This window comes from Allobosea sp. Root483D1 (genome assembly GCF_001429505.1).
Taxonomy (GTDB): Bacteria; Pseudomonadota; Alphaproteobacteria; order Rhizobiales; family Beijerinckiaceae; genus Allobosea.
On sequence record NZ_LMJW01000018.1, the window covers coordinates 483,620 to 497,468 of the forward strand.

General features: G+C 65.3%; 18 protein-coding genes. 13 read left to right on the forward strand and 5 right to left on the reverse strand.

The genetic code is table 11. From position 1 onward, the window contains the following. Positions 1-62: 62 nt before the first annotated feature. On the forward strand, positions 63-788 hold the full coding sequence (locus ASE66_RS17650; RefSeq protein WP_057190984.1) for a haloacid dehalogenase type II: 726 nt from the start codon (positions 63-65) through the stop codon (positions 786-788). On the opposite strand, the gene ASE66_RS17655 is transcribed toward ASE66_RS17650, so the two are convergent. Further along, positions 789-1,343, reverse strand: a complete 555-nt coding sequence (locus ASE66_RS17655; RefSeq protein WP_057190985.1) for a DUF924 family protein — start codon at positions 1,341-1,343, stop codon at positions 789-791. It abuts the gene before it with no gap. A 147-nt stretch (positions 1,344-1,490) separates the two neighbouring features. Between ASE66_RS17655 and ASE66_RS17660 the strand changes: the two genes are divergently transcribed. The 5 genes from ASE66_RS17660 (at position 1,491) to ASE66_RS17680 (ending at position 4,613) form a co-directional block, all read left to right on the forward strand. After that, positions 1,491-2,141 (forward strand): TetR/AcrR family transcriptional regulator, encoded by a 651-nt coding sequence (locus ASE66_RS17660; RefSeq protein WP_057190986.1) that lies wholly within the window; start codon positions 1,491-1,493, stop codon positions 2,139-2,141. A 35-nt stretch (positions 2,142-2,176) separates the two neighbouring features. Continuing rightward, the gene (gene ilvC, locus ASE66_RS17665; protein WP_057190987.1) at positions 2,177-3,196 is read left to right on the forward strand and encodes a ketol-acid reductoisomerase; all 1,020 of its coding nucleotides are present in this window, start codon (positions 2,177-2,179) and stop codon (positions 3,194-3,196) included. A 246-nt stretch (positions 3,197-3,442) separates the two neighbouring features. Continuing rightward, complete coding sequence (locus tag ASE66_RS17670) at positions 3,443-3,628, forward strand: hypothetical protein (protein WP_057190988.1); 186 nt, start codon at positions 3,443-3,445, stop codon at positions 3,626-3,628. A 32-nt stretch (positions 3,629-3,660) separates the two neighbouring features. Then, positions 3,661-3,882, forward strand: a complete 222-nt coding sequence (locus ASE66_RS17675; protein ID WP_156412203.1) for a hypothetical protein — start codon at positions 3,661-3,663, stop codon at positions 3,880-3,882. A 371-nt stretch (positions 3,883-4,253) separates the two neighbouring features. Then, on the forward strand, positions 4,254-4,613 hold the full coding sequence (locus ASE66_RS17680) for a DUF1127 domain-containing protein (protein WP_057190990.1): 360 nt from the start codon (positions 4,254-4,256) through the stop codon (positions 4,611-4,613). 95 nt (positions 4,614-4,708) lie between these two features. On the opposite strand, the gene ASE66_RS17685 is transcribed toward ASE66_RS17680, so the two are convergent. Beyond that, positions 4,709-5,068: a ComEA family DNA-binding protein gene (locus tag ASE66_RS17685; RefSeq protein WP_057190991.1), complete on the reverse strand. Its 360-nt coding sequence runs from the start codon at positions 5,066-5,068 to the stop codon at positions 4,709-4,711. Positions 5,069-5,269: 201 nt separating this feature from the next. Next, positions 5,270-5,806 carry a DedA family protein gene (locus ASE66_RS17690; protein ID WP_156412204.1) on the reverse strand — a complete coding sequence of 179 codons (537 nt, stop codon included), beginning with the start codon at positions 5,804-5,806 and terminating at the stop codon, positions 5,270-5,272. A gap of 202 nt (positions 5,807-6,008) precedes the next feature. Here ASE66_RS17690 and ASE66_RS17695 point away from each other — a divergent pair, with 202 nt between their 5' ends. The 3 genes from ASE66_RS17695 to ASE66_RS17705 all read left to right on the forward strand — a co-directional run bounded on the left by ASE66_RS17695 (position 6,009) and on the right by ASE66_RS17705 (position 9,102). Beyond that, complete coding sequence (locus ASE66_RS17695; protein WP_082613526.1) at positions 6,009-6,878, forward strand: ABC transporter ATP-binding protein; 870 nt, start codon at positions 6,009-6,011, stop codon at positions 6,876-6,878. Then, positions 6,875-7,666 (forward strand): ABC transporter permease, encoded by a 792-nt coding sequence (locus tag ASE66_RS17700; RefSeq protein WP_057190993.1) that lies wholly within the window; start codon positions 6,875-6,877, stop codon positions 7,664-7,666. Before ASE66_RS17695 ends, ASE66_RS17700 begins: the two co-directional genes overlap by 4 nt. A 68-nt stretch (positions 7,667-7,734) precedes the next feature. Continuing rightward, positions 7,735-9,102 (forward strand): DUF3592 domain-containing protein, encoded by a 1,368-nt coding sequence (locus ASE66_RS17705; RefSeq protein ID WP_057190994.1) that lies wholly within the window; start codon positions 7,735-7,737, stop codon positions 9,100-9,102. Here ASE66_RS17705 and ASE66_RS17710 read toward each other — a convergent pair. After that, positions 9,099-9,596, reverse strand: coding sequence for a hypothetical protein (locus ASE66_RS17710; protein ID WP_156412205.1), 498 nt, complete (start codon positions 9,594-9,596; stop codon positions 9,099-9,101). The two genes, ASE66_RS17705 and ASE66_RS17710, sit on opposite strands and share 4 nt — an antisense overlap. Before the next feature lie 250 nt (positions 9,597-9,846). On the opposite strand from ASE66_RS17710, the gene ASE66_RS17715 reads away from it, so the two are divergent. After that, positions 9,847-10,872 carry an ABC transporter substrate-binding protein gene (locus ASE66_RS17715; RefSeq protein WP_057190996.1) on the forward strand — a complete coding sequence of 342 codons (1,026 nt, stop codon included), beginning with the start codon at positions 9,847-9,849 and terminating at the stop codon, positions 10,870-10,872. Between the two features lie 44 nt (positions 10,873-10,916). Here the strand turns inward: ASE66_RS17715 and ASE66_RS17720 are convergent, their stop codons facing one another. Beyond that, positions 10,917-11,552 (reverse strand): cupin domain-containing protein, encoded by a 636-nt coding sequence (locus ASE66_RS17720; RefSeq protein WP_057190997.1) that lies wholly within the window; start codon positions 11,550-11,552, stop codon positions 10,917-10,919. Between the two features lie 448 nt (positions 11,553-12,000). Here ASE66_RS17720 and ASE66_RS17725 point away from each other — a divergent pair, with 448 nt between their 5' ends. From ASE66_RS17725 to pdxY, 3 genes are all read left to right on the forward strand, one after another. Then, positions 12,001-12,417, forward strand: a complete 417-nt coding sequence (locus tag ASE66_RS17725; RefSeq protein WP_057190998.1) for a hypothetical protein — start codon at positions 12,001-12,003, stop codon at positions 12,415-12,417. A gap of 74 nt (positions 12,418-12,491) precedes the next feature. After that, entirely contained in the window at positions 12,492-12,899 is a 408-nt protein-coding gene (locus ASE66_RS17730; protein WP_057190999.1) for a nuclear transport factor 2 family protein, read from the forward strand. A gap of 98 nt (positions 12,900-12,997) precedes the next feature. Next, entirely contained in the window at positions 12,998-13,846 is an 849-nt protein-coding gene (pdxY, locus tag ASE66_RS17735) for a pyridoxal kinase PdxY (protein WP_057191000.1), read from the forward strand. Positions 13,847-13,849 lie beyond the last annotated feature (3 nt).

Here is a 13,849-nt window from a genome sequence, read left to right on the forward strand (position 1 = left end):
TCACGGGGGTGCGGGTGGTCGCTATGGTCGATGCAACTCCGCATCCATGAGGACCATTCGCGATGAAACTCACCGATTTCAAGGTTCTGACCTTCGACTGCTACGGCACGCTGATCGACTGGGAGACCGGGATCTGGAACGCGCTGCAGCCGCTGCTCAGCGCCGGCCGGCTCGCTCTGGGTCGTGAGGAGGCGCTCGCGCATTTCGGCCGCGTCGAGACAGAGCTGGAGGAGGCGGGGCCGTCGTTGCGCTATTCGACACTGCTCGCCGCGGTCCATGCGCGCCTCGCCAAGGATCTCGGCGTCAACATCCATGCCGATCTGAACGAGCGCTTCGGCGGCTCGGTGCCGGACTGGCCGGCCTTTCCGGATTCCGCCGAGGCGCTGGCCTATCTCAAGCGGCACTACAAGCTGGTGATCCTGTCCAATGTCGATCGAACGAGCTTCGCGGCGAGCAACCGCAAGCTCGGCGTGACCTTCGACGCGATCTACACCGCCGAGGATGTCGGCTCCTACAAACCCGACCCGCGCAACTTCGCCCATCTGCTGGCGCATCTGGAGACCGATCTCGGCCTCAAAGCGGGCGACGTTCTGCACACGGCGCAGAGCCTGTTCCACGACCATGTCCCGGCCGAGCGGGCCGGGCTCGCGCGCGCCTGGATCGATCGGCGCTTCGGCATGGCGGGCAGCGGCGCGACACAGGTTCCCGCGAACCAGCCGAAGGTCGACTTCCACTTCAAGAGCATGGCCGAACTGGCCCAAGCTCACCGGAAAGCCGTCGGAGGCTGATCAGCCGCTGAAGCCACCGTCTTCGAGGAAGCTCTGTTCCTCGGTCGAACTCTCTCGGCCGAGGACGGTGTTTCGGTGCGGGAAGCGACCGAAATCGCGGATGATGTCGCGGTGGATGACGGCGTATTTGACCGAGTCGTCATCGCCCGAGGCCTCGCTCAGGGCGACGCAACGCTCCTGGTCGGCAAGATCCTCGGAGTGCATGAACGGCATGTAGAGGAAGCGCCGTTCGGGATTGTCGAAGGCCTCATCGAAGCCGCGCGCGATCGCTCGGCCTGCGACCTCGCGGGCGAGCGGATCCGCCGCGAAGGCGTGAGCCGAACCGCGGTGGAGATTGCGCGGGAACTGGTCGAGCAGGATCAGCAACGCGTAGACGCCCTCCGGCGTCGCTTCCCAGTCCGAAAGCTCGCCCCTGGCGGCGGCATCGACCAGCGGCCGGAAGCGCCCGGCGATCTCGGCGTCGAAGGCATCGTCCTTGGCGAACCATTTGTCCGGGCCGGCCGCGCGCCAGAAGGCGAGGACTTCGGCGGCAGCAGGCGGGGTAGGCTGTGTCATGGTAGGCTCCGGATCAGGCGCTCTCTTCGGGGAAGATATAGGTGCCCTGACGGCGCGCGGGCGATGAAATTTCTCCTGCATGCCCTTGCGCGTCGGCAAGCCGTACGGTAGATGCCAGAACCGTAACGTACGGTACTCTCTGGATCGATGAGCGACACCGCGACCCATAGCCAAGGCGAGGCGCTGAGCGAGCGGCAGCAGGCCGTGCTCGACGCCGTGCTGGCGCTGATGGTGGAGCAGGGCGACCAGCTCACCATGACGGCGGTCGCCCGGCGCGCGAGCTGCTCGAAGGAGACGCTGTACAAATGGTTCGGCGATCGCGATGGCCTTTTGACTGCGACGGTGCAGTGGCAGGCCTCGAAAGTCCGGGCTGACAATTACGACCGTCAGGCGCTCGATGCGGCGACGCTGCGCAAGAGCCTGCGCGATTTCGCCGAGAACTGGCTCAGCGTGATCACGAGCCAGACCTCGATCGCGCTTAATCGTGCCGCCATCGGTCATGCTGCCTCGGGCAAGAGCAATCTCGGCGGCATCGTGCTGGCGAACGGGCGTGTCGCTATTGGCGAGCGGCTGAAGCCGGTTCTGGAGGCCGGTCGCGCCGCCGGACTGCTCTCATTCGACGACGCCGAGACGGCGTTCCGCACCTTTTTCGGCCTGGTCGGCCGCGACGTTCAGATCAGGCTGCTGCTGGGCGATGTGCTCGTCTCTGGCAAAGCCGAGATCCAGCGCGACGCGGCCCGGGCCACCGACCAGTTCCTCACCCTTCACGGACGGCAGGGCGCCGTACCGAAAGCCTGAAGCAAACAGATCAACCCCAAGGAAGGACGCATCACATGCGCGTTTATTACGATCGCGACGCCGACATCAATCTGATCAAGGGCAAGAAGGTCTGCATCGTTGGCTACGGCTCGCAGGGTCATGCCCACGCGCTCAACCTGCGCGATTCCGGCGTCAAGGACGTCATCATCGCGCTGAAGGCCGGCTCGGCCACCCGCAAGAAGGCCGAAGAGGCTGGCTTCAAGGTCATGACCCCGTCGGAGGCCGCCAAGGTCTCAGACATCATGATGATGCTGACCCCGGACGAACTGCAGGGCGACATCTACCGCGACGAACTGCACGGCAACATGAAGGAGGGCGCTGCCCTCCTGTTCGCGCACGGCCTCAACGTCCATTTCAACCTGATCGAGCCGCGCAAGGACCTCGACGTGCTGATGGTCGCGCCGAAGGGCCCGGGCCACACCGTGCGCTCCGAGTACCAGCGTGGCGGCGGCGTGCCGACCCTGATCGCGATCCACCAGGATGCGACCGGCAACGCCCATGACCTCGGCCTCTCCTACGCCTCGGCCAATGGCGGCGGCCGCGCCGGCATCATCGAGACCACCTTCAAGGAAGAGTGCGAGACCGATCTGTTCGGCGAGCAGGTGGTGCTCTGCGGCGGTCTGGTCGAGCTGATCAAGGCCGGCTACGAGACGCTGACCGAGGCCGGCTATGCCCCGGAGATGGCCTATTTCGAGTGCCTGCACGAGGTGAAGCTGATCGTCGACCTCATCTACGAGGGCGGCATCGCCAACATGAACTACTCGATCTCGAACACCGCCGAGTTCGGTGAGTACGTCACCGGCCCGCGCATCATCACCGCCGAGACCAAGGCCGAAATGAAGCGCGTGCTGACCGACATCCAGTCGGGCAAGTTCACCCGCGATTGGATGCTGGAGAACAAGGTCAACCAGACCTCGTTCAAGGCGACCCGCGCCCGCATGGCCGCCCATCCGATCGAGGAAGTCGGCGCCAAGCTGCGCGACATGATGCCCTGGATCAAGGCCAAGGCGCTGGTCGACAAGACCAAGAACTGAGAAGGCCTACTCCGTCATTCCGGACAAGCGGCGAAGCCACGCAGCTCCGGAATCCAACGTAGAATGCAATGTCTTATGATGGATTCCGGCGCTCCGCTTCGCTGCGGCCGGAATGACGGCATCGAGGTTAAAGGAAGTCGAACGGGCGCCCGGCAGGGCGCCCGTTTCGCGTTGAGGAACTTCGCTTCGGGAACCGCTTCCCGCGGCAGGCGTTGATGCTCCAGTCGATGGAAGCAGGAGCGTGCGATGACCGGCCAAGACGAACTGAGGCACATGGCGATCGAGCGGCTGCATCAGCGCCATGCCCGTCACGGGCTGGCCGATGTCGCCAAGCCGGCATCATGGGAAGATCAGATCCTCGTCCTGCTGCTGGGTGGTTTTCTCGCCGTCACCATGCTCGCGAGCATCCTGATGCGCGCGGCCGGCGGCTGATACGGTTCCGAAGCCAGCCAATGGAGGCGGCGATGCAAGACGACGTGAAGGAGCGCGAGGCGCGGATTCCCGAAAAGGGTGGCCAGCCGATCCCCCCAATGCGGGCGGATGTCCATTCCGATGCCGATCCGGCAGTCGAGACCCCGGTAGAGGCGAGGCAAGGCTTCCTCGACCGGCCTGTGCTGATCGTTCTCGTCGCAGGGCTGGTGCTCGCATTGGTCGGCTGGGGCATCGCTGGAATGTTGGCCTCTTGAGCCATCGCGACCCGGCCGAGACGAAAGAGCTCGACGACGAAGCAGACCAAGGCTGAACAGATGGAGGCGATGATGACACCGATCCGATCGATGCCTGCGTCCCAAGGTTTTCAGTTCAAGTTCGCGCATCTGGCGCTGGGGGCCTCGTTTGCCCTGGTGATAATGGTCGTCTTTGGCCTGCTGTAGCGTGCCAAGGCCCCAAAGCCGGCATGGTCAAATCCTGACCGGGCCGGCTTTCGTTTTGGGATCGTGATCTCCATCGGGCTCGCCCAATCACCCCTGACAGAAGCTGTCATTGAGCCCCGGAGCTTCTGACAACTCCTGTCAGGCTCAGGGTGTCCTGTGCCGTCTCACAACGACGGAGACAGGTCATGATCAGCTTCATCATCGGATCGGCCAAGCCTGTGCTCGCAGTGGTCGGCGCGATCGGCCACTGGCTGCAGTCGCGGCGCGACTACCGCACGCTCAGCGACATGAGCGAGCGCGATCTGCGCGATCTCGGTTTGCGCGACAGCGATCTGCGCGACACGAGGGCCGCCCCATTTTTCGGAGACCCGACCGCGATCATCTCATTGCGCGTCGAGGAGCGGCGCGGCCTTGCGGGCGGGGAAAGCGCTGGGGAGGTCCGGGGTGGCCTGAGCGCCGGTGCATCGTCCCCGCTGGAGCGGAGCGTTCAACGGGCGGACAGCGCCACGAGCAGCCGGGTGGTCTTCCTCCGGGCTGCGGAGTGAGCGGCAGGGGGGCAGGGTGACCGCTGACACCGGTCGACCGAAACAAGAAAGAGCCGGCCGCGGAAGTGGCCGACTCTTCGATTTTTGGGCAGGGATCAGAAGGTGACGTGATCCTTGATGTCGGCTTCGACGTTCGAGGGCAGCACGCTGCGCTTCACCAGATCGTCGAAGTTCTTGAACTTCGCTTTGCCGCGCTCCTCGACGATCTTCTTGGAACGGGCCTCGCCGATGCCCTTGAGCTGCTCGAGCTCGCTGGCGCTGGCAGTGTTGATGTTGACCTTCTTGGTCTGGGCCTGGGTTGTGGGCGCAGCCGGCTTCGCGGCGGGTGCAGCGGGAGTGGTCACGGGCGCGGCCGGCTTGGCCGGGGTCGTGGGCTGGGTCGCGGTCTGCGCGAGGGCCGGGCCGGCGGCGAGGGCGAGCGCAGCGAGGCCGATGGCGAAACGAGTCATGGTCATGATCTCGACTCCTGTAAGTCGTGCCCGGTGGAGCTGGAGCGCGGATGCCGGGCCGTCCGCGCCGCCGCGCCGGTGGTGAACCGGGGGATCCGGTCTCGACGCGATGGCCGGACTTTCGGCCGCCGCGCCTGAACGCGATCTGAGGTGAGCGTTCAGCTGGCGTTGTGCTTTCCGCCGGGTTTTCGCCACGGTTCGTCGGCGCTACTTGCCGGTGAACTGCATCATGTATTCGGAGAAGCGCCCGGCGCCGTAGATCAAGCCGAAGCCCCAGGCGAAGGACGCCGCGAAGTTCGCGATCTGGAAGGGCCAGAACGGCATCTTCACGATGCCGGCGACGAGCGCGATCACCGCCCGGATCGGCCCGAAGAAATGGCCGATGGCGACGCCGAGCACGCCCCATTTCTCGAAGAAGTCGTGGCCGCGCTGGAGCAGGGCCGGATTGTTGCGCACGGGCCAGTGGTCGTTGACGCGCGGGCCGAGGACGAGGCCGACCCAATAGGAAATCCAGAAGCCGGAGGCGGCGCCGAGCGCCGCCGCGAGCGAGAGCGGCATGAGATTGAGGCCCGAAGCGCCGGCAACCGCGCCAAAGGCGGTGAAGAACACCGTCGCCGGCACGAGCCAGGACAGGATCGCGACGCATTCGGCGAAAGCGATGAAAAAGACGATCGGCGCGGCCCAGTACTGGTTGGCACGCATGAACGCGACGAGCTCGTGCATCCATTGCTCAAGCGGGGGCATGGGCCGGCGATTCTCCCTAAGGGCGGTGAACGATATCGGGAGCGATAGAGCAGAAGCGTCGCTTTTTCGCTACCCGGTGAGCGGACTGCGAGACCGGATGCCGCGGGCGGGTTGCCTTCGCGGATTGATTGCCTAGTGTCGCGACGAACGGAAATAAGCCGCGCGGGCCGGGACGGCGCCGACGGCAGGGGACGGGATATCCATGGAGTCCAAGGTCAGCCCGCCCGGCGATGCGGGCGCGGCAGAAGAACAGCCGGCGGTCAGGCTCGCCGGCATCGACATCACCTTCCATCTCCAGGGCGGCAGCCGCTACCAGGCGGTGAAGGGCATCGACCTTGCGGTAGCACCGGGCGAGTTCGTCTCGGTGGTCGGCCCGACGGGTTGCGGCAAGTCGACCCTGCTCAACGCCGCCGCCGGTCTGCTGACGCCGTCTGCCGGCAAGGTTGCGATCTTCGGCCAGCCGCTTTCGGGCCTGAACCGCCGCGCCGGCTATCTCTTCCAGCAGGATGCGCTGATGCCGTGGAAGACGGCGCTCGACAACGTCAAGGTCGCGCTCGAGCCGATGGGCGTCTCGGATGCGCAGGCCGACAAGCGAGCCCGCGACTGGCTCGGCCGGGTGGGCTTGCGCGCCTTCGTCGAGCGCTATCCGCATATGCTCTCCGGCGGCCAGCGCAAGCGCGTCGCGCTGGCGCAGATGCTGATCCGCGATCCCGAGATCCTGCTGATGGACGAGCCCTTCGGGCCGCTCGATGCGCAGACCCGCCAGATCATGGGCAATCTCCTGCTCGATCTCTGGAGCAGGGACCGCAAGGCACTGATCTTCGTGACGCATGACCTCGAGGAAGCGATCGCACTCTCGGACCGGGTCGTGGTGATGACGGCAGGGCCGGCCGCTGGCATCGTCGCCGACTACCGGGTGCCGCTGCCGCGTCCGCGCGACATCGCCGAGATCAGGCTGGAGAAGGCCTTCCACGAGATCCATCGCGACATCTGGGCTTCGCTTAGGGTCGAGGTGCAGAAGGCCTATGCCATGGGCGAAGGCAAGGAACTGGTCGAGGGAGCTGCGTCATGAACCGCGTGAAGCTCCTTGCCCTGCAAATCCTGGTCATGGTCGTGTTCCTGGCGATCTGGCACATCGTCACCACCACCAGCCTGTTCGGCGAGGTGAAGACGATCCAGTTCTTCTTCTCGACGCCCGGCGAGGTTCTGGCCCGAACCTGGAAGCAGCTCACCGGCACCGATATCTACTGGCATCTCGGCATCACCCTGACCGAGACGGTGCTCGCCTTCGTGATCGGCTCGGTCGCCGGCATCTTCTTTGGCTTCGCCTTCGCCAGGAACGCGCTGCTGGCGGCGGTGTTCGATCCCTATATCAAGGCGTCGAACGCCCTGCCGCGGGTCGTGCTGGCGCCGATCTTCGCGCTCTGGTTCGGCCTCGGCATCTGGTCGAAGGTGGCACTCGGCTTCACGCTGGTGTTTTTCATCGTCTTCTTCAACGTCTACCAGGGCGTGAAAGAGGTCTCGCCGACCGTGCTGGCCAACGCCCGCATGCTCGGCATGAACGAGCGCCAGCTCTTCCGCCATGTCTACTGGCCGTCGGCACTGACCTGGATGTTCTCGTCCCTGCACACCTCGGTCGGCTTCGCGCTGGTGGGTGCGGTCGTCGGCGAATATCTCGGCTCGTCCGCGGGACTCGGCTACAAGATCCACGAGGCCGAGAGCGTCTTCGACGTCACCGGCGTGTTCTCGGGCATGCTGATTCTGGCGATCTTCGTGATCCTGATCGATTCGATCGTGACCCTGGTCGAGAACCGGTTGTTGGTCTGGCGGCCGGGGCAGAGCAGCACGACGACGACGTAACGTAAGCTCTGCTTGATTCCCGGCGCGAATGAGCGCCATCCTCGCCCTTCCACCGTTGAGGGGCGGTCATGGAACTCGACGTCTGCGATCGTATCACGGCCGATCCGACGCGCGAGGACATCACCCGCGCCATCGACCAGAGCGGCGACGATCCGGGTTGGTTCATCAACCTCTCCGACGATGACGGTTATGTCGAAGCGGAGCGGGACGAGCGCGGCCGGTTCCGGCTGGCCTATCACTCGGGCAAGGCACGGTTCGACGCTGCCGAAACGGTTGACGCCGCGACCCTGAACCGGATCCTGCTCGCCTATCTCGGCGGCGACACCAGCTGGCGCGGCAAGCTGGCCTGGCAGCGCCAGGTCTCGCCGGCCAAGGCGGCAGAAGCTGCGGGCGAACCGCCGGTCTGGGCGATCGTGGCGGTGGTCGCCTCGCTCGCGCTGATCTTCGTGATCGTGGAAGTGCTGCCGGAGAGCTGGCTGGAGCAGTTGCCCTTTGCCGGCACGACCTTCGGCAACATCGCCCTGATCGCCCTGCCGGTGGTGGTGATGGTCGCTGCGATGGTGGTCAACGCGATGCTGAAGGTGCGCCGGGCCAGGAGCTGGGCCCAGGCGCCGGGGCGCGTGATCCGGTCGCATATGGCGGCGCGGCGGCCGCCCAAGGGCAACGAGATCGGGACCGTCGTCAATATCCCCGCCGTGACCTATTCGTTCTCGGTCAAAGGCGTGACTTATCAGGGCACACGGATCAGCCTCGGCGACATCAGCGGCAAATATGCCGAGGAGGCGCTGGCGCGCTATCCGGCCGGCGCGAATGTGACCGTTTTCTACGATCCGGCCGATCCCGGCGATTGCGTGCTGGAGCGCGAGGCGCCGAAGGGAGCGGTCAAGGGCTGCGGCCTTCTGCTGCTCGGGGTCGCCCTGCTGGGCGGCGGTTTACACTGGGCGGTGACGCAAGGGGCCGAGGTTCTCAAAGCCCGAATGCCGGACGCGGATGTTCCGGTGATGCTGTTCGCCGGCCTGTTCGGCCTGATGGCGCTGCTGTTCTTCGTCGGGCACCGGCGCTATCTCGCGCGCGCCAATGCCTGGCCGGTCACACAGGGGGAGATCATCTCCAGCGTCGTCGAGCAGCGGGGCTCGACCGAGAACGGCAAGACGCGCACGACCTATCTCCCCGTCGTCGAGTTCGCCTACACGGTCGGCGGCAACCGCTTGCACAGCCGGCAGGTGAAGCTTGGGCTCGAAATCTCGGGGTCGGAGAGCTTCGCGCAGGCGATCGTCACGCGCTATCCGGCCGGAGCGGCGGTCGACGTGCACTACGATCCGCGGGACCCGTCGAATGCGGCGCTGGAAAACCCGACAGAAACCAACTGGCTCCTGCTCGGCGTCGCGCTGGCCTGCTTCGCCATCGCGCTCTATGCGAGCCGCGCCTTCCGCTAGGCGTCCCGGCCCGGCGGGGCTTCGAGCATGCGTACCAGTTCGGCATAACGCGGCATCAGTTCCTCGCGCCGTTGCATGTCGCGATCGAACTGCGTCCGCTTGTCCGCCACGCTGCTCTCGTCCTGCGGCGCGACGGCTCCCTGGAACATCTCGTCGAGGGCATGGGCCGTGGCTCGATCGCTGAGCCAGACGAGTTCCTGCTGCAGCGCCGTATACTCGGTCATCAGTTTGAAGCGCTTTTCGACCCAGCTCGGCTCGGCCGGGTCGTCGGCACCGGCTCCTGGCGTCTGCGCAGCGGCGCTGCCCTGGGCCATGGCGGCGCGAGCCTGGTCCGACAGGTCGAGGATGACGGCGTCGTCTCGATCAGGCGTTGCCGACGTCATGGCGGCAGGCGGAGAGCTTGCCCTGTCCGGAGCCGGCACGCCCGCTGACGGCGCGCTGTGCGGGAGTTCATAGGGGGAAGGCGCAGTCCGGGCCGCTACTGCGTCCACCATGACCGTCTCCTGTTTCGTCCGTTCTGGTCGAAAGCCGTCGTCGAGGCATCGTCGGGAGGCACCGAATCCAGCCAGTGTGGAAGGCGAGCTTTAACAAGCCTTGAATCTTTCCTGTCGCTTCCGCGGCGATCGGCCCCGGCTTCGCGCTCCGCGCCATGCCTACGCTTGCCCAGCTTGCGGCAATGCGCCTATCTTCATTGCGAAATCGCGCCTTTTACGAAGCGCGTCGTCGATCAACCGGAGGAAACCCATGTTTTTTACTCGTCGCGCGGCGCTGGCTGCGCTCGCCTTCACCACGGCACTCGGCGCTTCGTCTGCCTTCGCCCAGAACGCCGAGAAGCCCAAGCTGACGCTCGGCGTCGGCGGCAAGCAGCTCCTGTACTATCTCCCGCTGACGGTCGCGGAGAAGAAGGGCTTCTTCAAGGACCAGGGGCTCGACGTCGAGATCAATGATTTCGGCGGCGGCGCCAAGTCGCTGCAGGCGCTCGTCGGTGGCTCGGTCGATGTCGTCACCGGCGCTTATGAGCACACCATCCGCATGCAGGCCAAGGGCCAGGATATCCGCGCCGTGATCGAGCTCGGGCGCTTCCCGGCGATCACCATCGCGGTGCGCAAGGACCTCGCCGACAAGGTCAAGTCGGCGGCCGACTTCAAGGGGCTCAAGATCGGCGTCACCGCGCCCGGCTCCTCGACGGCGCTGACCGCGCAATACGCCATGGTCAAGGCGGGCCTCAAGGCGACGGATGCGCCGATCATCGGCGTCGGCGCGGGCGCCAGTGCGGTTGCGGCGATCAAGCAGAAGCAGGTCGATCTGATCTCGCATCTCGATCCCGTCACCTCGAAGCTGGAAGCGGACGGCGATGTCGTCTCGCTGATCGACACCCGCACCGAGGCGGGGACCAAGGCGCTGTTCGGCGGCTCGAACCCGGCGGCGGTGCTCTATCTCAAGAACGACTTCGCCGAGAAGAACCCGGTCACGACGCAGAAGCTCGTCAACGCGCTGATGAAGTCGCTGAAATGGCTTGAGACGGCCAAACCCGAGGATGTCGCCGATCTCGTCCCGCCGGAATACCATCTCGGCGACAAGCCGCTCTACCTGACCGCCGTGAAGAACTCGCAGGAGAGCTATTCGCGCACCGGCATCCCGACCGCCGACGCGATGAAGAGCATGTACGACTCGCTCAAGCTGCTCGATCCGGAGCTGACGAACTCGAACGTCGACCTCGGCAAGACCTTCATCGATTCGTTCGCCAAGAAGGCGGCGGCGGGGTCGTAGCCGAAACGGAAACCCTTCTCCCCTCGGGGGAGAAGGGGACAGCCTCAGCCCCGCGTCCCGCCGACCGAGATGAAAGCCATCAGGCAGGGCTCGGCCAACGGATTGCGCCAGCGATGCCGTGTCCCGTTCTGCACGATGCAATCGCCCTGGCGCAGATGGACTCTTTGCCCATCGTCCAGCTCAAGCGTCATCTCGCCGCGCACCACGACCCCGTAATCGATGGTGTCCGAGGTGTGCATGCCCGGTGCACTGAGATCGAAATGGTCGCCCATGCGCGGCACCTTCTCCGACATCTCCTGCAGCGCGCTCTCGAAGGTGACGCCGGCCGGCGGCTTCCAGCCCTCGGGTCGCCGCGGCGGATAGGAGATCAGACGGAACATCGTGCCGCCGGGGCCGGGAAAGGCGACCGTTCCCGCGAGCATCGGGTCGGATTCCAGCCCGGTGAGCTTCGGCACGCCCTCGGTCCTGTAGAGCTCGTAGAAGGTCAGCCCGGGATTTGAGTCGATCTCCACCACCTTGGGCGTGACGTCGAAGGACTTGAACACCGACTTGCCGGCCTCGTCGCGGCCGGTCAGCGCCCGTTTCGGGGGCGGCAGCTCGCTGGAATCCTTCGCTTGGACAGGGGCTGAGACGGCGGCCAGAGCGCCGCCGCCGACCATGGCGGAGAGCGCCTGGAGCAAACGCCGCCGATCGTCTTGCTCAGGCTGGGGGGAAGAAAATTCTGTGCTGCCCGCGGAGCTATTCTTGTTTCGCCGCGGCCAAAGCCAGGAAATCATGCGCATTTGTCCCCTCCGTTGTTCGACCGCTTGTTATGTCTGTGAGGTGATCGCTTCTTCGGTTTGATCCGTCGCGGATATAGTTTGCTGCATACTGATTTTCCCAAGAATTCGAGCGCTTGCAATTGGACATTAGACGCGTCGCCTAGGCGGAGTTCAGCGCGGATTCTGCTAGGGATGTGCAAGTAACGGGCGATGGCTCGTTCTTCGGGCGGCGAGGCAGCGTATTCGTTCGGTCGCCGGCTCATTTCTGATCCGCCTAAAGTCCAATTGTTAGCGATGATCAGCGGATGAATATTTCGGAGGCGTCTGCTGGAAGGCCTTTCCAGCGGGATGGCCAAAAGGTGCTCGCATGACGCCGAATGCCGCCGCCTTGTTCGCCTTCGTCATCCTGATCCTGCCGATGGGCTATCTGCTGCTGGCGGCGCCCGGCTTTCTGTTCGTGAAGCTCGACATCCTGCCGGTCGCCCGGCTCATGCGCATGATGTTCAGCGCCTATTTCCAGGTTCTGGTTATCGCTGCCGTCATCGGGACCGTGGTTTTCGCCCTGACCGAGCGCTGGGCTTTCGTTATCGGCGTCGGCGTGCTGGCCTCCACGCTGATGGTGCGCCGCTGGCTCCTGTCGCGGCTGGATAGCCAGATCGACAATTGGCCCGCCGACGTCGGTCGCCGGCTGCGCCGCCTGCACTATAGTGGCATGGCATGCAACGCGGTTCAGCTCGCCATCGTTATCGGCAGCATTCCCTACATCATGGGCTCGCCGGCCTGACAGTTCGGGCACCTGCGCACTGGACTTGCGGTCGCCACGGCGTGAGAGTGGTCGTTGACGCAAGGAGAGGCGCCATGACCGATCGCGCTGCCGTCGAGACCTTGATCCGGGACGCTTATGCCGCCCGCCATCGCGGCGATCTCGATGCCCTGATGGGATTCATGCACTCCGATTGCAGCTATCGACTCGCGGGCGGACCGCAGGCTGCCGAAGTCTTCGCGCAGCCCGAAGGCCATGCTGCCGTGCGCGAGCAAATGGCAGGGCTGATCGCGACCTATGCCTTCAGCGACATTGAGGAACTGGCGCTGACGGTCGATGACGACAAGGCGACGCTGCACTGGCGCGCCAATGTCGCATGCAAGCCGACCGGGCGCAGCGGCGCGTTCGAAATCATGGATGTCTTCACCATCGTCGACGGCAAGCTGAAGAGCGTCACCCAGTTCACCGACACGGCAGGGGTGGCGCGGCTGTCGAGCCCATAGCGCCAGGGCTGATCGCTTCCATCACGGCTTTCGATTGGCGCCGGCCGCACCAGCCGCTAGGTTCGCCGCGTCGTGTCGTCGAAGGCTGGCCTGCCCCCATGAACATCCTCTCGATCCAGTCCCATGTCGCCTATGGCCATGTCGGCAATGCCTCGGCCGTGTTCCCGATGCAGCGCCTCGGCGTCGAGGTCTGGCCGATCCACACCGTGCAGTTCTCGAACCACACCGGCTATGGCGCCTGGAAGGGACAGGTCTTCGACGGCGCCACCATCGATGAGTTGATGGAGGGCATCGGCGAGCGCGGCGTACTCGGAAAATGCGACGGCGTGCTGTCCGGCTATATGGGCTCGGCCGATATCGGCCACGCCATCCTCCAGGCGGTAGCCAAGGTGCGCGAGGCCAACCCGAAGACGATGTATTGCTGCGATCCGGTGATCGGCGATGTCGGCCGCGGCGTCTTCGTGCGGCCGGGTATCCCTGAATTCATGCGCGAGCAGGCGGTGCCGGCCGCCGACATCGTCACGCCGAACCAGTTCGAGCTGGAATTGCTCACCGATGTCGAGGTCAAGACGCTGGCCGATGCGCACCGCGCCGTCGAGGCGCTGCGCGATGCCGGTCCCAAGGTCGTGCTCGTCACCTCGCTGATCACCAACGAGACGCCGGATGACGCGATCGACCTGATGGCGGCGGACGGGCGGGGCACTTACCGCGTGCGCACGCCGAAGATCGACATCAACATCAACGGCGCGGGCGACGCGATCGCAGCGCTGTTCTTCGTCCATTATCTGCGCGACGGCTCGGCGGCGAGCGCGCTCGGCAAGGCGGCCTCCTCGATCTACGGCCTGCTGAAGCGGACCAAGGAAGCCGGCTCGCGCGAGATCCTGACGGTGGCGGCGCAGGACGAGTTCGTCACGCCCTCGCAGCTCTTCGCCCCCGAGGCGGTCTGAAGC